The sequence below is a fragment of the Dasania sp. GY-MA-18 genome (assembly GCF_024734385.1).
GTDB classification, from domain to species: domain Bacteria; phylum Pseudomonadota; class Gammaproteobacteria; order Pseudomonadales; family Dasaniaceae; genus Dasania; species Dasania phycosphaerae.
The window spans coordinates 43804-59221 of the sequence record NZ_JANHAP010000004.1; the positions used below are offsets into that span (position 1 = coordinate 43804).

Here is a 15418-nt window from a genome sequence, read left to right on the forward strand (position 1 = left end):
CTGTCATTCTCGCGAAGGCGGGAATCCATTCTTTTAAAATCTAGATTCCTGCCTTCGCAGGAATGACGACAGTAGGGACACTTATGCTGCGCTCTCCTCCTCTTGCTTGTTTACGATTGCACCAGCGGCGGCACGTTCGCGAACGTGTTCAAAGCTGTACTCTTTTAAGATTTCACCATTTTTAAACACCGGCACAAGCATATTTTCTCTTTTGCCTAAATCTTGTTCACGAATAGTTTTAACCTCGCCACTTGCGCCTTTGATAACGGCTAAGCGGCCTTTTTTAGAGCGTTTTCCTTGATCAGTGATGGGGTCTTTATACACATCCATCCATAGTCCATTCACTTTTGCAGCTGATGCCTTCATTGCAAACTTCATGGTGTCGCGATTAATTTTTTGTAGTAACTCGCCACCCATGCCAAAGGCAATGTTGTCGGCACTTTGCTTGCGTTGCTTCATAGTTTCCAAAATGGCCTCTATGGATTGTTGTGCAACGCCGTCACCTTGAATCACTCTGATGTAGCTGGGTAATACGCGGTAACCTTTACTATTAACCTCATAACCAAACTTTTTCATTAAGCGTTCGATAGTTTCAGTGACGATGGCAACTGGGTCACCACTGTCAGGGCGCACTACCAAAGTACCGCCTGAGTTTTCGACTTTATCTTTAAGCTCTTCGCCCCAGATATTGTCGATTGCATTCCATAGGTCGTAAGAGTCGCTCACTACCGCTACTATTTTACCTGGGCCACCAAACTTCTCTAGCATATTGGCGTAGGCTGCTGCTTCATTATCACGGCCCCAGCTAGTAATAGTGCTGTGCTCAGCTGCGGGGATAGAGAAGCCTGCCATCTCGGCACCGTAGTAACGGCGCGCTGCCATAATGCCACTGATAGTGTCGCTGCCCATGAAGTTAACTAAGTGTGCTGCACCACCGACGGCTGCTGCCTCTTCAGTAGTTGCACCACGGGCACCAAAGTCGTGTAGTTTAAAAGGTAAGCCTTCTACGCTTTCGGCAGTCTCTTCCATGTAGCATGCTATCACTTGGCGGCAGTTCCATGAAACAGTAGCCACAGTAGTTGGGTACCAAACCGCTCTTAATAGTGCAGTTTCTACATAGCTGGTTAACCATGCACACTTGGGGTCAGTGTTTATCACTTGCACCATGGCATTTTTAACCGGCATGACTGTGCCTTCGGGTACGGCTTGTATCTCTATGGGTAGATAGCCATTGTATTTTTCAACAATGTATCTCCAGCCTTCTTCGTTAAAAGGTACACCGTGTGCCTCAAAGATGGCTTGCGCCTCATCGACATCGGCACTGCTGATTGGCTTGGTTAAATATTCTTTAATGAACATTTGTAGACCAAAGAACACAGCGTCTTTAAACTTGCCGCCACGGGCTTCGATGTAGCTAGAAACCTGAGCAGTGTTAGGTGGATACTGTAAAAAGTGTGACGCTTTATAAGAGTCGGCGTTTAAGATGATGTTGCTTTTGTAGATGCTCATGATGGAAATCCTCCTATCATTGTCCCTCTCGGGTTTGTGTGGAGCTGAGTCTATCCCTGCTCCTTGTTTATTCGCCTACCTCATCACATACCGATCATTTCCTGGATGATGAAATAGTGATCTTCAAATATGTTTGCGGGGTCTAATTCTGCTAATGGAACCCACATGGCGTGTTTTGCGTCGTCCCCTCCTTTTACTTTGGGTAATGCTTTGTTTGGTTCTAACTCTATATAAAATGCGTGAGTAATGGTTCTGCCTCTGGCTGAACGGTGTGGGTCATCAAACACTTCTTGTTTTTTGATGGAGCCTCTCATCACCGGCGCTGGCACCTTTAAGCGAGTCTCTTCGCGCAACTCTCTTAAACAGGCATCAACCAGCTTCTCACCGTGGTCGACAAAGCCACCGGGCAATGCCATTAAACCTTTCCCTGGACGCGCTTTGCGCTCTACCATTAATACGTGGCCGCTTTGTATCACTACTGCATCAACAGTGACAAAGGTTGGCGCATAGGGTGCTGCACTCCAAGCCTCTTTATATTTGGCGACAAACTCATACTCGCCTTTTACTTCTTTATAAACTTCAGAGCGGCTGAACTTCACCATCTCTTGTTGCACGCTAGCGGGCAATACTTGCTTAGCTTTTTCACCTTCAACATAGGCCTCACCCTCTGCTGAGAAGACCGCCTCGCGTATGGGAGTAGCACTTAGGCTTTGATAGTTCTCTACCGCTACCGCGCCCCACTGTGGGAAAAGGTTTAAATAATAAGAGCTTTGATCTTTGCTGTGGCCTATCAAACCCACCTTTGGCAATTTGTGTGGCACACCGTGGTGAGCAGTTACCAAGCCATTAATAGTGGCCTGTACATTGCGAACCCAAGACTCGTCGTTATAAACAATATCCATCAATGGTGCGACGTGGATACGGGCACTGGCTTCAGGGCCTACCGCACCGCGGATCATGGCTTCGCGTTCTGCGACAGTCCAAGGGTTGCGGGCTGAGCGGGGCTGGTGAGCCGAACCGCACAATACAATCATTTGCTCTGCTTGCTTCAAGCCTTCGTTGATAACGGCAAGGTGACCATTGTGAAAAGGCTGAAAACGACCAATGAAGACTAAGAAGTCGTATGGCTTATTATTGCCCTTAGATGATGAAACTTGCTTGTTCATGTCAGCAAACCCCTTGCTGTATATGCCCTACCGGGAGGGCGGAACGAAATTCGGTCTATCCAAATTCGCGTTAGAGGCTGACTTAATCAGCCTGCCTAGCTAGTGAATTCCACTTATTTGCTTGGCTTAAACACATAGTGGCTCAAAGACACTTACCTGTCAACGCTATTTCTAAACTTTATTTATGATTAATTTTCAAACAGGGATTGAATTGGTGTCTTTAGGCCACTAAGATGTTGGCATATAGACATTAACAACGTGTGATTAAGCCCATGACAGCCAAGCAAACCGAAAAGCAATTCTTAAAAAGCTACAACATCCACGATTTTGACGTGCCACTCACTTCGGTGGATATGGCGATATTTACCCTTAAAGATGAGCAGCTGCAGGTGCTTTTAGTCAAAAGAGCCCAGCACCCTGCCCTTGGCCAATGGGCTCTGCCTGGCGGCTTTATCGATTTTAAGAAGGACAAGGTGCTGGCTGATGCCGCAAGACGCAAGCTAGCAGAGAAGACTGGCGTAGATACGCCCTATCTGGAGCAGGTAGCAACCTTTGGCGGCGCCGATAGAGACCCCAGGGGCTGGTCGGTCACTATTACCTATTTCGCTTTGATCGTCTGTGATGAGGTAGAACTGAGCGGGGATGAAAGCTCGGATGATGTTAAATGGGTACCGATTAAGGACATCACCAATAAGCTGGAACTGGCCTTTGACCACAAGCAGGTGCTTGCAGCTTGTATCGAACGTTTAAAAAACAAGGTGCAGTACACCTCTCTGCCTGTGAACCTGTTACCTGAAGAGTTCACATTAACTGAGCTCCAGCAAACCTTTGAAATCATTTTGGATAAGAAGATTGAGAAGAAATCATTTAGACGCCGGATTGATGATGCCGATATTTTGGAAGAAACCGGCAATATGAAAACAGGGAGCAATCGCCCCGCCAAGCTCTACCGAGCAAAACCTAAAGGCGAGAACTTTTATTTTACTCGCAATATAGAAGGGCCACGTTAAGCCAAGCATTAAGTAAGGAGGTAACTATGAATAACAAGCTAAAAGTAGGAATAGACATTCACGGAGTTATCGACACATTTCCAGAGCGCTTTAAATACCTATCAACCGCCCTCTATAAAGATGGCGCAGAAGTACACATCGTTACAGGTATCAAAAGAGATGCCTGCGTTGATAAGTTACTGGCTGATGCAGGCATTATGTTCACCCACTACTTCTCAATTGTTGAGCACCTAGAAGCCACCGAAGAAAACATAAAATGGGTTAATGGCAGGCCTTATGCCGCTGAAGATAAATGGGATAACGCCAAACGGGATTATTGCAAAGCACAGGGTATAGACCTTATGTTTGATGACTCCCCTATTTATTTACCAACGTTTAATGATATTGATTCGACATACTTGCATGTTATTAATCAATAAAATAAAACAACAAAGGAAGTTTACTATTCCTTGGAAACTGAAACTAAATTTTCAAAACTGTGTATCATTAAGCCCTAGATAGGACAAGCATAGACGACCATAAACTACACAAACTAAAAAAACTCTACCCACAGCCTATATCTAAGCTTAGCGCTTCCGTCTCATCACCTTTTGGACGTCAGACAACCCCCGATCAAGTCTAAGCCCATCTCCTGAAGGGCATTCCATTTAATACCACTTTTATCTATAAAAGCCCCCCAATTTAACGCATACATACACTCACCACTCAAGCGCCATCAAACCAACACCTATAAGCCGCCCGTTAATTGAAATGCCGCCCAGTAATAAGGGTGTGGGTAGTGCTGCTTAAGTGCTAGCTGGGCCTGTGTTAACGCTGTGCGCTTATCTAAGCTGGCTAAGTTTTTGTAAAAGCGCTGCATTAAAAAAGAGGTAGCCTCATCATCCACTTTCCATAAGCTGGACACTATAGAGCTAGCCCCGGCATATAAAAAACCTCGACTAAAGCCCAGTACATCATCACCACTGGCCACTTTTCCCAAAGCCGTTTCGCAGGCGGAAAGGGTGACTAAATCTGCGTCCAATTTTAGATTATAAATTTCACTAACGGTTAAGCTGCCATCGTTGGCTGCATCTTTTGCTAGCAGTAATCTGGAATTAAGTGGGGCCCGCTCATCAAACAGGCCATGCGAGGCTAGGTGTATATATTTATATTGTTGGCCGTGAGCTTTTACCGCGGTTTCGGTAGCTTTTTTTCTTAACAAAATATTAGCGTGATTTTTATTGCTGGCTATAGCGATGGCTTCTTGTTCTGCACCAGCAAGGTCGTAGCGACTATCACCCAAATCAGGGTTACCCAATACCAGCAGTGAATCTTGAAGGTGAGTTTTATTGCTTAAAAATTTTAACACTGATGCGCTGGGCAATATGCGCATGGGCTTAGCATCAATAAAAAATTGATTGTCGGTATAGAGAGCATCAAAGGGCAGGTAATGCAGTACACCATGCGGCACTATGGCTACAGCTGCAGCTTCAGCAACCAGCTCTTCTACAGGTTTTAGTAAGTGCTGATAAAGTTTTTTGCCTACAAGCTTATAATCATCGTTATTAACTTGTTGCACACTCGCTCTAAATTTAGCCACTAGTTCCGATAGCTGTTTAGCATCGACATAACTGGCACTGATAGCGTGTTTACTAACGGCAAAAATAAACAATTCATTACTATCCCCATAGTACTCCAGTAATAGCTCGCCTTCCTCTAGCAACAGCTGCACATCACTGCTTTGAGTTGGGTTAACGCTAATTAAAGAGGCATATTGTGGCGCGGCGCTGGTTAATTTTTTTCTTGCCGCCAATAACAGGCCTCTATCTAACGCTCGCGACTGGCTCTTGGCCAGCGCGCCTTTATTATCTACATCAGCCTGTAAACGCTTATACTCTTGCGCCAAGCTTACTGCCTCAGCGCTGCGTGGTGCAGCCTCTGCGGTAAGCCCCTGTTTCCCCGCCAATAAATCTAACAGGGCGCGGGCCTTGGCGCTTTCTGCCACCTCAAATGCAGCTGCAACCTCGCCCTGTTTAAACAACACTTTTACTAGCGACTGGTACACCGCCTGCTTGTTGCCCACATAAGAAACTTTATGATTGTCTTTAGTTAATGAGGCGCGGCTAGTTTCTATGACCTCTATCGCCTGGCGATAAAAATCTATGGCGGCCTTATTATCACCCAGAGCCTCGGCAACTCTACCCCTGTCATGCAACACCGGGTAGTACAAACTAGTGATACCACTAATCAGCTTAGTAGCAAGTATTTCATCAAAACTCGCCTTAGCCTCGGCATATTTACCCAGCTCAAGCTCACTGCGTGCCTTAATGGCTTTAGGCTGCAAGCTATGGGCAAACAGAGTATCGGCAAAACTCTGGCTGTTGCCTTCGGCGGTACGCTCACCCGTAGTGGCGGAGCTGACAGCTGTCATGCTGCTATAAAATGCTTTTTCAAAAAAACCTATATTGCTTAGCTCGTCGATGGCTAGGCTGCTGTGCTTAAGGGCCTGCTGATAATCAGCTAAGGCATAATAACCCTGAGTTAACAGCGGCAAAATTTTAAAGTCTTTAATTAGACGAAAACCGCTATCACCATAATATTTATACTCAGCTAAAGCTTTAGCCCTAGTAATCATCGCCAAAGTATTTGTTTTATCGTCTAACGCTGGATAAGCCGCCATTAAAACTTTAATGACTTCGTAGCTGGTACCGGCAACATCCACAATAGTCGTCAGCGCATAGGGCTCAGCTTCTAATAACTGCAATGCTTTTTCGCCATGCAAAACAGCCTGTTTATAATCCCCCAACTCTAACGCAAGCTCTGCCTGCATGGCTGCAAATATTGCCCGGGTAAGGGCGGGCGTAAAGGCATCACCCTGTATACCTTTTAACGCTCCCTGCTGCCTGCTAGACCTAAGCTCTAACTCTTGGTAACAGCGCTGAAACTCACCAAATTGCTGCAGCTTAATTAAGGACTGGCATACTTTTAATACAGCATAATCATCCAGTGCCTGAAATTGATCTTGGTATTGTGCAATCTGCAGATAATTTTGTTTTAAATACATGCTGTTAAGTGAAATGCCAGAAACTCCGCAGGCAGAGACGGCTACAGCCAACACTAACAATAGAAGTTTTTTTATTATCATGGGGAGGCCTATTAAAGTCTTACTAAGCTTAGCCTGAAAAATATTGGCATTAAGTAAGATTATAGCCTGCCATAATAGGCGCACTAATGATAGATAGGTCTAAGCTGCACATGATAAAGCAGCATCACTATCCAGCGGGAAGGGAATAATTAGCAGTGCATAACACTTTCAAATATAAAAAAGGCGGCATCAGCCATATAGACTAATGCCGCCAAACGAGAGACCCTAAAAGTTATAGGTCGCTGTTAGACCATAGGTACGAGGCGATGCATACACATCATTAACAAATGGCTGCGGCGCACCTGCAACGTCGAGCGCATAAATACGATACTCCTCGTCGCCAAGATTTTTAATCCAACCGGATAATTTCCAATCTTCATTCTGAGAGGTATAAGTTAATCTGGCATTAAAAACCGCATAACTATCCTCTTTATCTAATGGTGCATTTGTTACTTCTAACCACTGCTCTGAGCTATAGTTAAAGTCTATCTGGGTCGATAACGAACCTGACATAAAATCAAACTCATAACGAGCTAAGCCATTGAAGCTATATTCTGGTGCCTGCGGTAACTCAGTATCAATAAATAAGCCTGTTGGCGTTTCAATACCATCAACTTCACTATCTAAGAAAGAGCCACCCAGAGCAAAATCCCAGCCTTCCCAAGGTGTTAAAAATAGCTCAAATTCAGCGCCGGTAACTCTTGCGTCATTATTACTGATGTTTTGCACAAAGTTGATTAAAGAAAATGCCTGATAATCTTTATAATCGTAATAGAAAACCGCAGTATTGAATCTCGCTAGGCCATCTGCGAGTGTAAACTTAGCGCCAATTTCATAGGAGTACAGCGTTTCTTCTTCGTGAAACAATCTATCAGTGCCGCCTATATTTATTGAGTCCGGGAAGCTAGGCGTGGACCAATTACCCCCTTTAACACCTTTGCTTACTGCAAAATAAGTAAGCGAGTCATCATCGATCACCCAGTCAAGCTGCGCCTTACCTGCCCAATCAGAATAATCATATTTGGCGTCTTTATCTGCCACATCACCAGGACACCTGGTATCAACTGACGCGGAATAACAGACAGGCCCAACAGGGACAACACCAAAATCTACTTCTTCCAGTAAAACTTCGCCGTCTTTAGTTTCATAGCGAGAGTAGAAGTCATTGGTTTTTTCATCTTCGGTCCATCGCAGCCCCATAGTAAGCATTAAAGCGTCGGTTAATTGATAGTCAAATTGACCAAACACCGACCATGACTCCGTTTCAACCTCCCAGGTTGACGTTGCAATACTTGATGGCTGAAATCCTACTGAAGGACCACCCGTCCACCATGCAGCTAAGCCTTGTACGGTCTGACTATTATCAGTATCTATATCAAGATAATATAAGCCTGCCTGCCAATTTAATTTTTCATCGCCACCAGAAAGTCTAAACTCCTGCGAAATTTGCTGAAACTCTTGGTCCGTTCCAAAAACAAAAACAGGTAAATCAGCCCCAGCCGGCTGATCGGGGAAAAAACTCTGTACGGTTACAGGCTGTCCATTACCATCAACGTAAAAAGTATCAAAAACTGCCGCAGGGAAACCAGATGCCAAACCTTCGGTATCTTCAATATAGGTCTTATCCATATCCATATAATTAGTGATAGACATAAACTCTACACTATCATTGATACTATGCTTAAGTTCTATAGTTGTGCTTAACAACTCACGATCAAATGCGCCCTCCTGATCTGCATTAAATTTAAAAGGCTCATCATTTTTGTCAACATAATAGCCTAGCCCGGTAATTGGGTCAGGGGCGGCCTCGCTGCGAACATAGGCGCCACTAGGCACATCATCATCCTTGCTGTAATTAACCCTTAGTATCACATCAGTTTTTTCTGTGAGATTGAACTGAAGCGCTGACTTCACACCTATTGCATTTTTTCCATAAGCATCACGAATATCGTCATGTACTTGCAGGTCGCCATTTGCGTTCTCTGATCGCTCCCACTCCAGATAACCATCCTGCTCAGTATACTTCACCGCTAAACGGCCAAGCACAGAATCTGATAGCGGCCCACTAACAACGCCTTCTACCTCAACCAAATCATAATTACCGACCGTTCCTGAAACTCGGCCTTCAAATTCTTCTGTAGGTGCCTTACTGATATAGTGAATAAGGCCAGCAGTTGCGTTGCGACCATAAAGCGTGCCTTGCGGGCCACGTAAGACCTCTACACGTTCAGTATCAAAAAGCTGACCGTTAAGAGCCCCCATAGACGACACATAGGCATTATCAACATAAACAGCAACAGGGGCCTCTAAGGAATCACCAAAGCTATTTTGTGAAACACCTCGTAAATTGTACACGGTTAATGTAGGGCTAAACTCATAAAGCTGTAAACTAGGCGTCTGGCTAACGATATCAGTTGTATTTGTAAATCCCAAAGCCTCCATCTGATCACCGCTAAAAGCGGTTACAGAAATACCTACATCCTGTAGATTTTGCTCACGCTTTTGCGCAGTCACCATTACTTCCTCTAAAACTGCAGACGAAGCAGGAATGGATTGCATTGCAGATAACAATGCAACATACAAGACAGATCTTTTATGTAACTTAACAACACTCATATTTATTCCCCTTTATTACTTTTTCTATTATTAGATGCGGATAAATTATTATTTATATATGAAGTTTTAAATTGCTTATATGCTCTATTTAGCAAATAGCTTTAAATCATTTACACCAGCCAAAATCGCTTAACACAACCCCTAAAGACGCCTACGGCTTATTAATCAAAACCAAAATTCAATCAAGGATAAAATTTTATGGAACTCAATAAACCAACGCCACCAATCCACACATAAAATATAAATACCGTCATATGACGGCGCTTCAATTTATAACCCTTCCCCAACGCCATGTCAACAAATAAAAAGCAATAATGCCTATAGGTAAAACCTAACCAAAAAGAAATAAAAAAGGGTGTTTTTATAGGTTTAAATTACGCTTAGCTATAAAAATAAACTCATGGCATATGGCTAGTAAAACTCAAGAAGAAGCAGCCACCCCCCCTGCCCAATACAATCACTAACAAATTTCATAAATTATTATACTTAATACCAAAGTAACTACGGCATGCAATCGACAACACCCTCTATAGCACCAATATAAAACTATTATGATGGCCTTTACGGGCTTAGCTCCCGTGCCCGACTAGCTCTACATAGCCTGCATTATCACGGGATGCCTGCCACGAAACATACACAATTAACAATGAAGAAACAAAACATGCCAGCATCGCCACAGACCCAATCAACGGTAAAGATTCACCACCCAGCTGCGCATAAAGCACAACACCTAAAGAATACGGAATTAATAAATAACCATTCGCGGCAACAGCAACCCTACCTTGCTTGTCTAAAGCGGCAGCAATACTCAATACGTACGAAAGTGTAAACATATATGAGTAACCATATAAGACAATTGCCAACACATAAAGCATATAACTATCTGCGGCAATCAATAAATAACAGGAAAATCCACTGACAACAAATCCACTAAACGACGGCCAAGTTCGGCCGAACCTATTCGCCAACAAACCAGCCGTAGCAGCACCCAATATTCCAAATAACGTTGATATAGCCAGCAGCACGCCCACCTCGTCTAAGCTTATATCATTGTTTTTGCCTAATCTTTCAACAAAGGTCCAGGTACCGCCAGTAACAATATAAATAGCCGTCATCGCCACAAAAAACAAAACAATTAATTTTATATCTAGCTTACCTGGCTTAGCAGACAGACTTGACACTAATAGACCTGAATATAACTGTGAAAAATTTTTAACAACTAGTCCAGCCATAATAGCGACAATTGAAATAGAGACAAAAATACTCAGTGCCCCAAACTCTAAGTAAACAACAGGAAAAAACCACAAAAGAAAAGAGAATATCAATGAAGTAATTGCCAAGACCCTGCCATAGCAAGAATCTGGATTATCCATTTGCACAATAATATTATTGCTTACCGCCAGAATAACACCTGAGGCGGCCCCTACTAACACCCTAGCAATAAACAACAAATAATATGAATCTACATATGCTGTAGATACCTGCCCTAAACAAAACAACGCAACAGCTACTCTCGTCACGTACACCTTATCCCATGAAGCAATAAAAAAAGATGACAAAATTGAAGCCATAGCAATAGCTAAAATCTCTATCATGCATAGATTTCCGGCTAAGGATTCACTAAAAGACAGCTCATCAATATAAAAACCAAACAACAAAGGCAGCGTATATGTACCCATCAAGCCAGAAACCATGATCAAGCTAATATACAAGCAATTTTTTGTATTTATTATCATAATAAAACCTATACACATAAGGCTGCCCTAAGTTTAGGCCAGCCTTATGCTGATATCAGCTAATAATCAAGAAGACGACTTTAACTGTTTTAGATACCACTTTTTAAAACTTATATTTCTCGCCTCTTGCAGAGAATAGGGGCCAGGCACATATTTACCAGACATCACACCACTCTGATTATTCTCAGTAATTTGCTTATCTTGCTTAATGGTAATATCCCAAACTTTAACTAAATTTTCAGGATCGTAATCAACACCTTCCACGGCATCTTCCGAAACCAACCATGTCAGCTCAATATTAGTATTTAAAGCATCTTTAGGTGTCCAACGTAAGATCACCGCAAAGTCGTTACAACATAAAGCAAAACTGAAAGGGTTGAACGCCAAAGCCGTTTGCCCGCCATCATAGTCCTTAAAATTACCCATTAATTTTTTACAGGCTGGCTTGCCATCTAATGTTTCAGATAGCCACCCTCTATCATTAATAGGATAACGTGCGGCTTGGGCCAAGCCTAAACTATCATTGCCGCCATCATATACGCCTGTTAAATGCCCCATCGCTTGCGCTGCTTCTTCCCAGGCAAGTAACTTTTTAGAATATTTTTCTACAGCCTCTTCTGGGCCAGAACCCGGCCCCGCACCAAAAGCCAATAGTTTTTCTGCGGGATGAACTGAACAGTACTCCGGATGAGCAGGCTTACAGTGGTAGCACTCAATAAAATTCTCAACCACCAACTTCCAGTTTGCTACATTCGGGTACTCTTTCTTCACAGCTATTTTTGCTGTTGCTATCCCCTGCTGCTCAGCAAATGGCGATAATGCTGCGTATTCACTATCAAAGTCTGGCGCTGCCCCCTCGCTTAAATTTATAAATATTAACCCGTGAAAAACTTTTACATGGCAGCTATGCAAGGAATGCTCACTCTTATCAAAATCTTCAGGCATAGTCCTTGCCGCCTTAAGGCTACCATCTAGGTTATAGGACCAGGCATGGTAAGGGCATAACAAAAAGTTACTTTGCCCCTCATTGTCTAGGCAAATTTTAGACCCTCTATGCCTACACACATTATAAAAAGCATTAACTTTATCTTCGCTTTCACGCAAGATAATGATTGACTCATTAGCTATTTCAAATAAGAAATATTGGCCTTTTTCAGGGATGCGAGATATATGATCGACTAATACCCACTGCTTCTTAAAGATAGTTTGCATATCTTCAGAAAACACTTCCTCTGCGCTGTAAAACTCCCTAGCCAGAGCCTTACCAGGGTTACTCTCAGCCTCTTCAATAAGACCGTCTAAATTTATGCTGTTTGAAGTTGTAATAATATTTTTCATGCTAGCCTCTTTAATAAAATAATTTACTTATAATTTTTTATCGCTTATTAAAGAGGTCAATGGCCCTTTATCATTTATCAGCCATTCCAAAAATTCTTTTTCATACATAACAATTGCCCATCTGCTGCATATAACCGTGCCGTTATTCTATTCAGGTAAGACCACGAAAAACCTCTCTTACCCCCAGTGCTTTTCCGTCACACAAACCTAGATATGCATTTGTATTCCTATCCACCACCATCAACACCGTCATATGAAGGCTTTTAACTTTATACGCCCATTGGTAGAGCAAGTCAATTATTAGCCAGAAAGGCTCTTGGTTCTCAAAGAATCTATATACAAGGAGGGAAGCGCTGCAAATTCAGAAACACTACTATTCCTTAAGGGGATGCACCTAATAAGTATTGACTTGCAATGCAGCAGCTGAGCACGCGGCAGGCAACAATTTGAAATAGCATCAATCAGCCTAGTCGCCGCAACCTATGTTGGTCTAATGGGGTATTATTACTCAACCATGAAAAAAGTTATTCGCCCCATGACATTAGCTGACAAAATAAAAAATACCGGTGCTTAACGCTGTTTTTAATTAACCCCACAACGCCTCTGCTTTTGCAGCAACCATACTTTTTCTATCGCTGGGCACTGGCCTTTTAAACCCCCTTGCAATTCAACACTGGCAGCCAAGTTTAGGCTGTAATCTTGGCCATAATATTGTTGTAATTGTTCGCGGCTAATCGCAAACGGCGGCCCCTGCAATAAACTCTGATCGTAATCAAAAGTAATCAACAGCTGGCGCGCTTTAGCGCTAAGCATGGTGATATGCTTAGCATAGTCTGGGCGCATGCTGGCAGGCAAAGCAACCAACGCGGCTCTGTCATAGAGGGCATCTACAGTGCCCAATAATTCTGGCGACAAATCAAAAATATCTCCCACATAAATATCGAGGTTACCCGCATGGTAATGCTGCAACTTACCCTGCTGAGTGATAACTGGCTGCACCCCCAGCTCGGCAAACAATTGCGTTATAGCCAACTCACTCAATTCCACACCGACAACACGATAGCCCTTGCTTAGCAGCCAAGCTATATCCAGCGTTTTGCCACACAGCGGCAGTAAGATGCGACTACCCATAGCGACATTGAGCATGTGAAAATATTTTACCAATAAGGGATTGGCCTCACCTTGATGAAAGGCAATGTCATTGCTCTGCCATTTTTGCTGCCAAAATTGTTTATCCATAGTGACTCCTGATTTTTAACCGGCGCTTAGCCTTTACTTGCCCAGCGCTATATTTAGCCCTAGCATACAACCTCAAGTTAACTTTAGGTCAACTAAAAATGACTAAAATCCCTACCCCTCATGCTCCCACCATAGATATTAGTGAGCTGGCCAAGCGCTCTGGGCTACCCGCCGCCACCCTACGCTTTTATGAAGACAAAGGTTTAATTCACTCTATAGGCCGCAACGGTTTACGCCGCGTATTCAGCAGTAAAGTGTTAGAGCAATTAGCGCTCATTGCTCTGGGACACAACGCGGGCTTTTCGCTAAGCGAAATCGCCGACATGCTCACCGCCAACGGCCCCGATATAGACCGCCAGCAACTTAGCCGCAAGGCCGATGAACTAGACCTACAAATCAAACAGCTCGGCGCCATGCGCAATGGCCTGCGCCATGCCGCCGCCTGTCCGGCACCGCAACATTTAGACTGCCCTAAGTTTCAGCAGTTGTTACGGGTAGTAGCAAAAAAGGTCATTCAGCCGCGGCGTAAAAGCCCAGCAACAAAGGTCTAGACTACACTCAGCTTGCTGCTCACCCATTGCCCAATAGACTATCAACCATGGCTACACTCACCCATTTGCTCAAAGACATACGCGCCTGCAGCCTCTGTGAGCCCCACTTGCCCTGTGGTGCTAGACCAGTACTGCAAGCTCATCGCAGCGCCAAAATTTTAATTGCCGGGCAGGCGCCGGGGCGTAAAGTACATGAGTCTGGCATCCCCTTTGACGACGCCAGTGGTGACAGATTGCGTGACTGGCTAGGGGTTAGCCGCCAGCAGTTTTACGACCCCAAACTTTTTGCCATAACCCCTATGGGCTTTTGCTACCCCGGCACGGGCCAGTCCGGCGACCTGCCACCGCGCCCCGAATGCGCCGCCACTTGGCGGCAGCAATTATTAGCCCAGCTACCCAATATAGAACTTAGCTTGGTATTAGGCCGCTATGCTCAGGCTTACCACCTTAGCCCTCAGCAGAAAAACCTCACTGCTACCGTGCAGGCCTGGCAGGTCTATTGGCCGCAGCAATTGCCCCTGCCCCACCCCAGCCCGCGCAATAACTTGTGGCTGCGCCGCAATCCTTGGTTTGAGGCCGAGGTACTGCCCGCATTAAAGCAACGGGTTAAACATTTGCTACAAGCGGGCTACTAATACCGCTACAATGGCGGCCTTATCCTAGATCATTACACAGCGAGTACAGTATGCGAGTTTGCGGCGTTGAACTAACCACTAGCGAGGCGAATATTTGCCTATTAGGCCAAGATAAGGGCGTGTTTGAAGTAGCCGACTGTCGCCAGCGCGTTTTCACCCTAGCCAAAACCGACAGCACTACCGCCATACGCGAGTTTCAATTTAGTTTTAAAAAGCTAATGGAAGATTACAAGGTGGATGAAGTAGTCATTATAGAGCGCGCCCCTAAGGGCAAGTTGGCGGGTAGTGCCATCAGCTTTAAATTGGAAGCCGCCATACAGCTGATTGATATACCGGTGACCTTAATGAACTACAGCACCATGAAAGAGCTGATCAAAAATAATAAAGTGGCGATAGACTTTAACAGCCTGGGCTTAAAAAAGTTTCAACAAGCGGCTTTTAATGTGGCTTACGCTTATCAAAACCAATTGCTGTATCCAGAGAAACCATAGGGC

General features: G+C 44.2%; 12 protein-coding genes. 5 read left to right on the forward strand and 7 right to left on the reverse strand.

The features are described from left to right. Positions 1-81: 81 nt before the first annotated feature. Positions 82-1509, reverse strand: a complete 1428-nt coding sequence (locus NO559_RS06120; protein ID WP_258330921.1) for a nicotinate phosphoribosyltransferase — start codon at positions 1507-1509, stop codon at positions 82-84. A gap of 83 nt (positions 1510-1592) precedes the next feature. Beyond that, on the reverse strand, positions 1593-2675 hold the full coding sequence (locus NO559_RS06125; protein WP_258330922.1) for a bifunctional nicotinamide-nucleotide adenylyltransferase/Nudix hydroxylase: 1083 nt from the start codon (positions 2673-2675) through the stop codon (positions 1593-1595). A 272-nt stretch (positions 2676-2947) separates the two neighbouring features. On the opposite strand from NO559_RS06125, the gene NO559_RS06130 reads away from it, so the two are divergent. Together NO559_RS06130 and NO559_RS06135 are read left to right on the forward strand one after the other, a co-directional pair. Next, positions 2948-3685: an NUDIX hydrolase gene (locus tag NO559_RS06130; protein WP_258330923.1), complete on the forward strand. Its 738-nt coding sequence runs from the start codon at positions 2948-2950 to the stop codon at positions 3683-3685. 26 nt (positions 3686-3711) lie between these two features. Beyond that, positions 3712-4104 carry a hypothetical protein gene (locus NO559_RS06135; protein WP_258330924.1) on the forward strand — a complete coding sequence of 131 codons (393 nt, stop codon included), beginning with the start codon at positions 3712-3714 and terminating at the stop codon, positions 4102-4104. Positions 4105-4412: 308 nt separating this feature from the next. On the opposite strand, the gene NO559_RS06140 is transcribed toward NO559_RS06135, so the two are convergent. The 5 genes from NO559_RS06140 to tmpT all read right to left on the reverse strand — a co-directional run bounded on the left by NO559_RS06140 (position 4413) and on the right by tmpT (position 13738). Next, on the reverse strand, positions 4413-6809 hold the full coding sequence (locus NO559_RS06140; protein ID WP_258330925.1) for a CHAT domain-containing protein: 2397 nt from the start codon (positions 6807-6809) through the stop codon (positions 4413-4415). Positions 6810-7034: 225 nt separating this feature from the next. Next, positions 7035-9425, reverse strand: a complete 2391-nt coding sequence (locus NO559_RS06145) for a TonB-dependent receptor (RefSeq protein WP_258330926.1) — start codon at positions 9423-9425, stop codon at positions 7035-7037. A gap of 569 nt (positions 9426-9994) precedes the next feature. Further along, positions 9995-11161 (reverse strand): MFS transporter, encoded by a 1167-nt coding sequence (locus NO559_RS06150; RefSeq protein ID WP_258330927.1) that lies wholly within the window; start codon positions 11159-11161, stop codon positions 9995-9997. Between the two features lie 66 nt (positions 11162-11227). Continuing rightward, positions 11228-12499 (reverse strand): aromatic ring-hydroxylating dioxygenase subunit alpha, encoded by a 1272-nt coding sequence (locus NO559_RS06155; protein ID WP_258330928.1) that lies wholly within the window; start codon positions 12497-12499, stop codon positions 11228-11230. A gap of 582 nt (positions 12500-13081) precedes the next feature. Further along, entirely contained in the window at positions 13082-13738 is a 657-nt protein-coding gene (gene tmpT / locus NO559_RS06160) for a thiopurine S-methyltransferase (RefSeq protein WP_258330929.1), read from the reverse strand. Between the two features lie 98 nt (positions 13739-13836). Between tmpT and NO559_RS06165 the strand changes: the two genes are divergently transcribed. From NO559_RS06165 to NO559_RS06175, 3 genes are read left to right on the forward strand one after another with little or no spacing between them, the layout of a single operon-like run. Next, complete coding sequence (locus NO559_RS06165) at positions 13837-14289, forward strand: helix-turn-helix domain-containing protein (RefSeq protein ID WP_258330930.1); 453 nt, start codon at positions 13837-13839, stop codon at positions 14287-14289. A 47-nt stretch (positions 14290-14336) separates the two neighbouring features. Then, positions 14337-14924 carry a uracil-DNA glycosylase family protein gene (locus NO559_RS06170; protein WP_258330931.1) on the forward strand — a complete coding sequence of 196 codons (588 nt, stop codon included), beginning with the start codon at positions 14337-14339 and terminating at the stop codon, positions 14922-14924. Positions 14925-14974: 50 nt separating this feature from the next. After that, positions 14975-15415 (forward strand): DUF3010 family protein, encoded by a 441-nt coding sequence (locus NO559_RS06175; RefSeq protein WP_258330932.1) that lies wholly within the window; start codon positions 14975-14977, stop codon positions 15413-15415. The last annotated feature ends 3 nt before the right edge of the window (positions 15416-15418 follow it).

Coding starts and splice junctions, on each gene's coding strand:
- NO559_RS06150 (WP_258330927.1), bottom strand. CDS start 11,161: ATGATAATAAATACAAAAAATTGCTTGTATATTAGCTTGATCATGGTT.
- NO559_RS06135 (WP_258330924.1), top strand. CDS start 3,712: ATGAATAACAAGCTAAAAGTAGGAATAGACATTCACGGAGTTATCGAC.
- tmpT (WP_258330929.1), bottom strand. CDS start 13,738: ATGGATAAACAATTTTGGCAGCAAAAATGGCAGAGCAATGACATTGCC.
- NO559_RS06170 (WP_258330931.1), top strand. CDS start 14,337: ATGGCTACACTCACCCATTTGCTCAAAGACATACGCGCCTGCAGCCTC.
- NO559_RS06155 (WP_258330928.1), bottom strand. CDS start 12,499: ATGAAAAATATTATTACAACTTCAAACAGCATAAATTTAGACGGTCTT.
- NO559_RS06165 (WP_258330930.1), top strand. CDS start 13,837: ATGACTAAAATCCCTACCCCTCATGCTCCCACCATAGATATTAGTGAG.
- NO559_RS06120 (WP_258330921.1), bottom strand. CDS start 1,509: ATGAGCATCTACAAAAGCAACATCATCTTAAACGCCGACTCTTATAAA.
- NO559_RS06145 (WP_258330926.1), bottom strand. CDS start 9,425: ATGAGTGTTGTTAAGTTACATAAAAGATCTGTCTTGTATGTTGCATTG.
- NO559_RS06125 (WP_258330922.1), bottom strand. CDS start 2,675: ATGAACAAGCAAGTTTCATCATCTAAGGGCAATAATAAGCCATACGAC.
- NO559_RS06175 (WP_258330932.1), top strand. CDS start 14,975: ATGCGAGTTTGCGGCGTTGAACTAACCACTAGCGAGGCGAATATTTGC.
- NO559_RS06130 (WP_258330923.1), top strand. CDS start 2,948: ATGACAGCCAAGCAAACCGAAAAGCAATTCTTAAAAAGCTACAACATC.
- NO559_RS06140 (WP_258330925.1), bottom strand. CDS start 6,809: ATGATAATAAAAAAACTTCTATTGTTAGTGTTGGCTGTAGCCGTCTCT.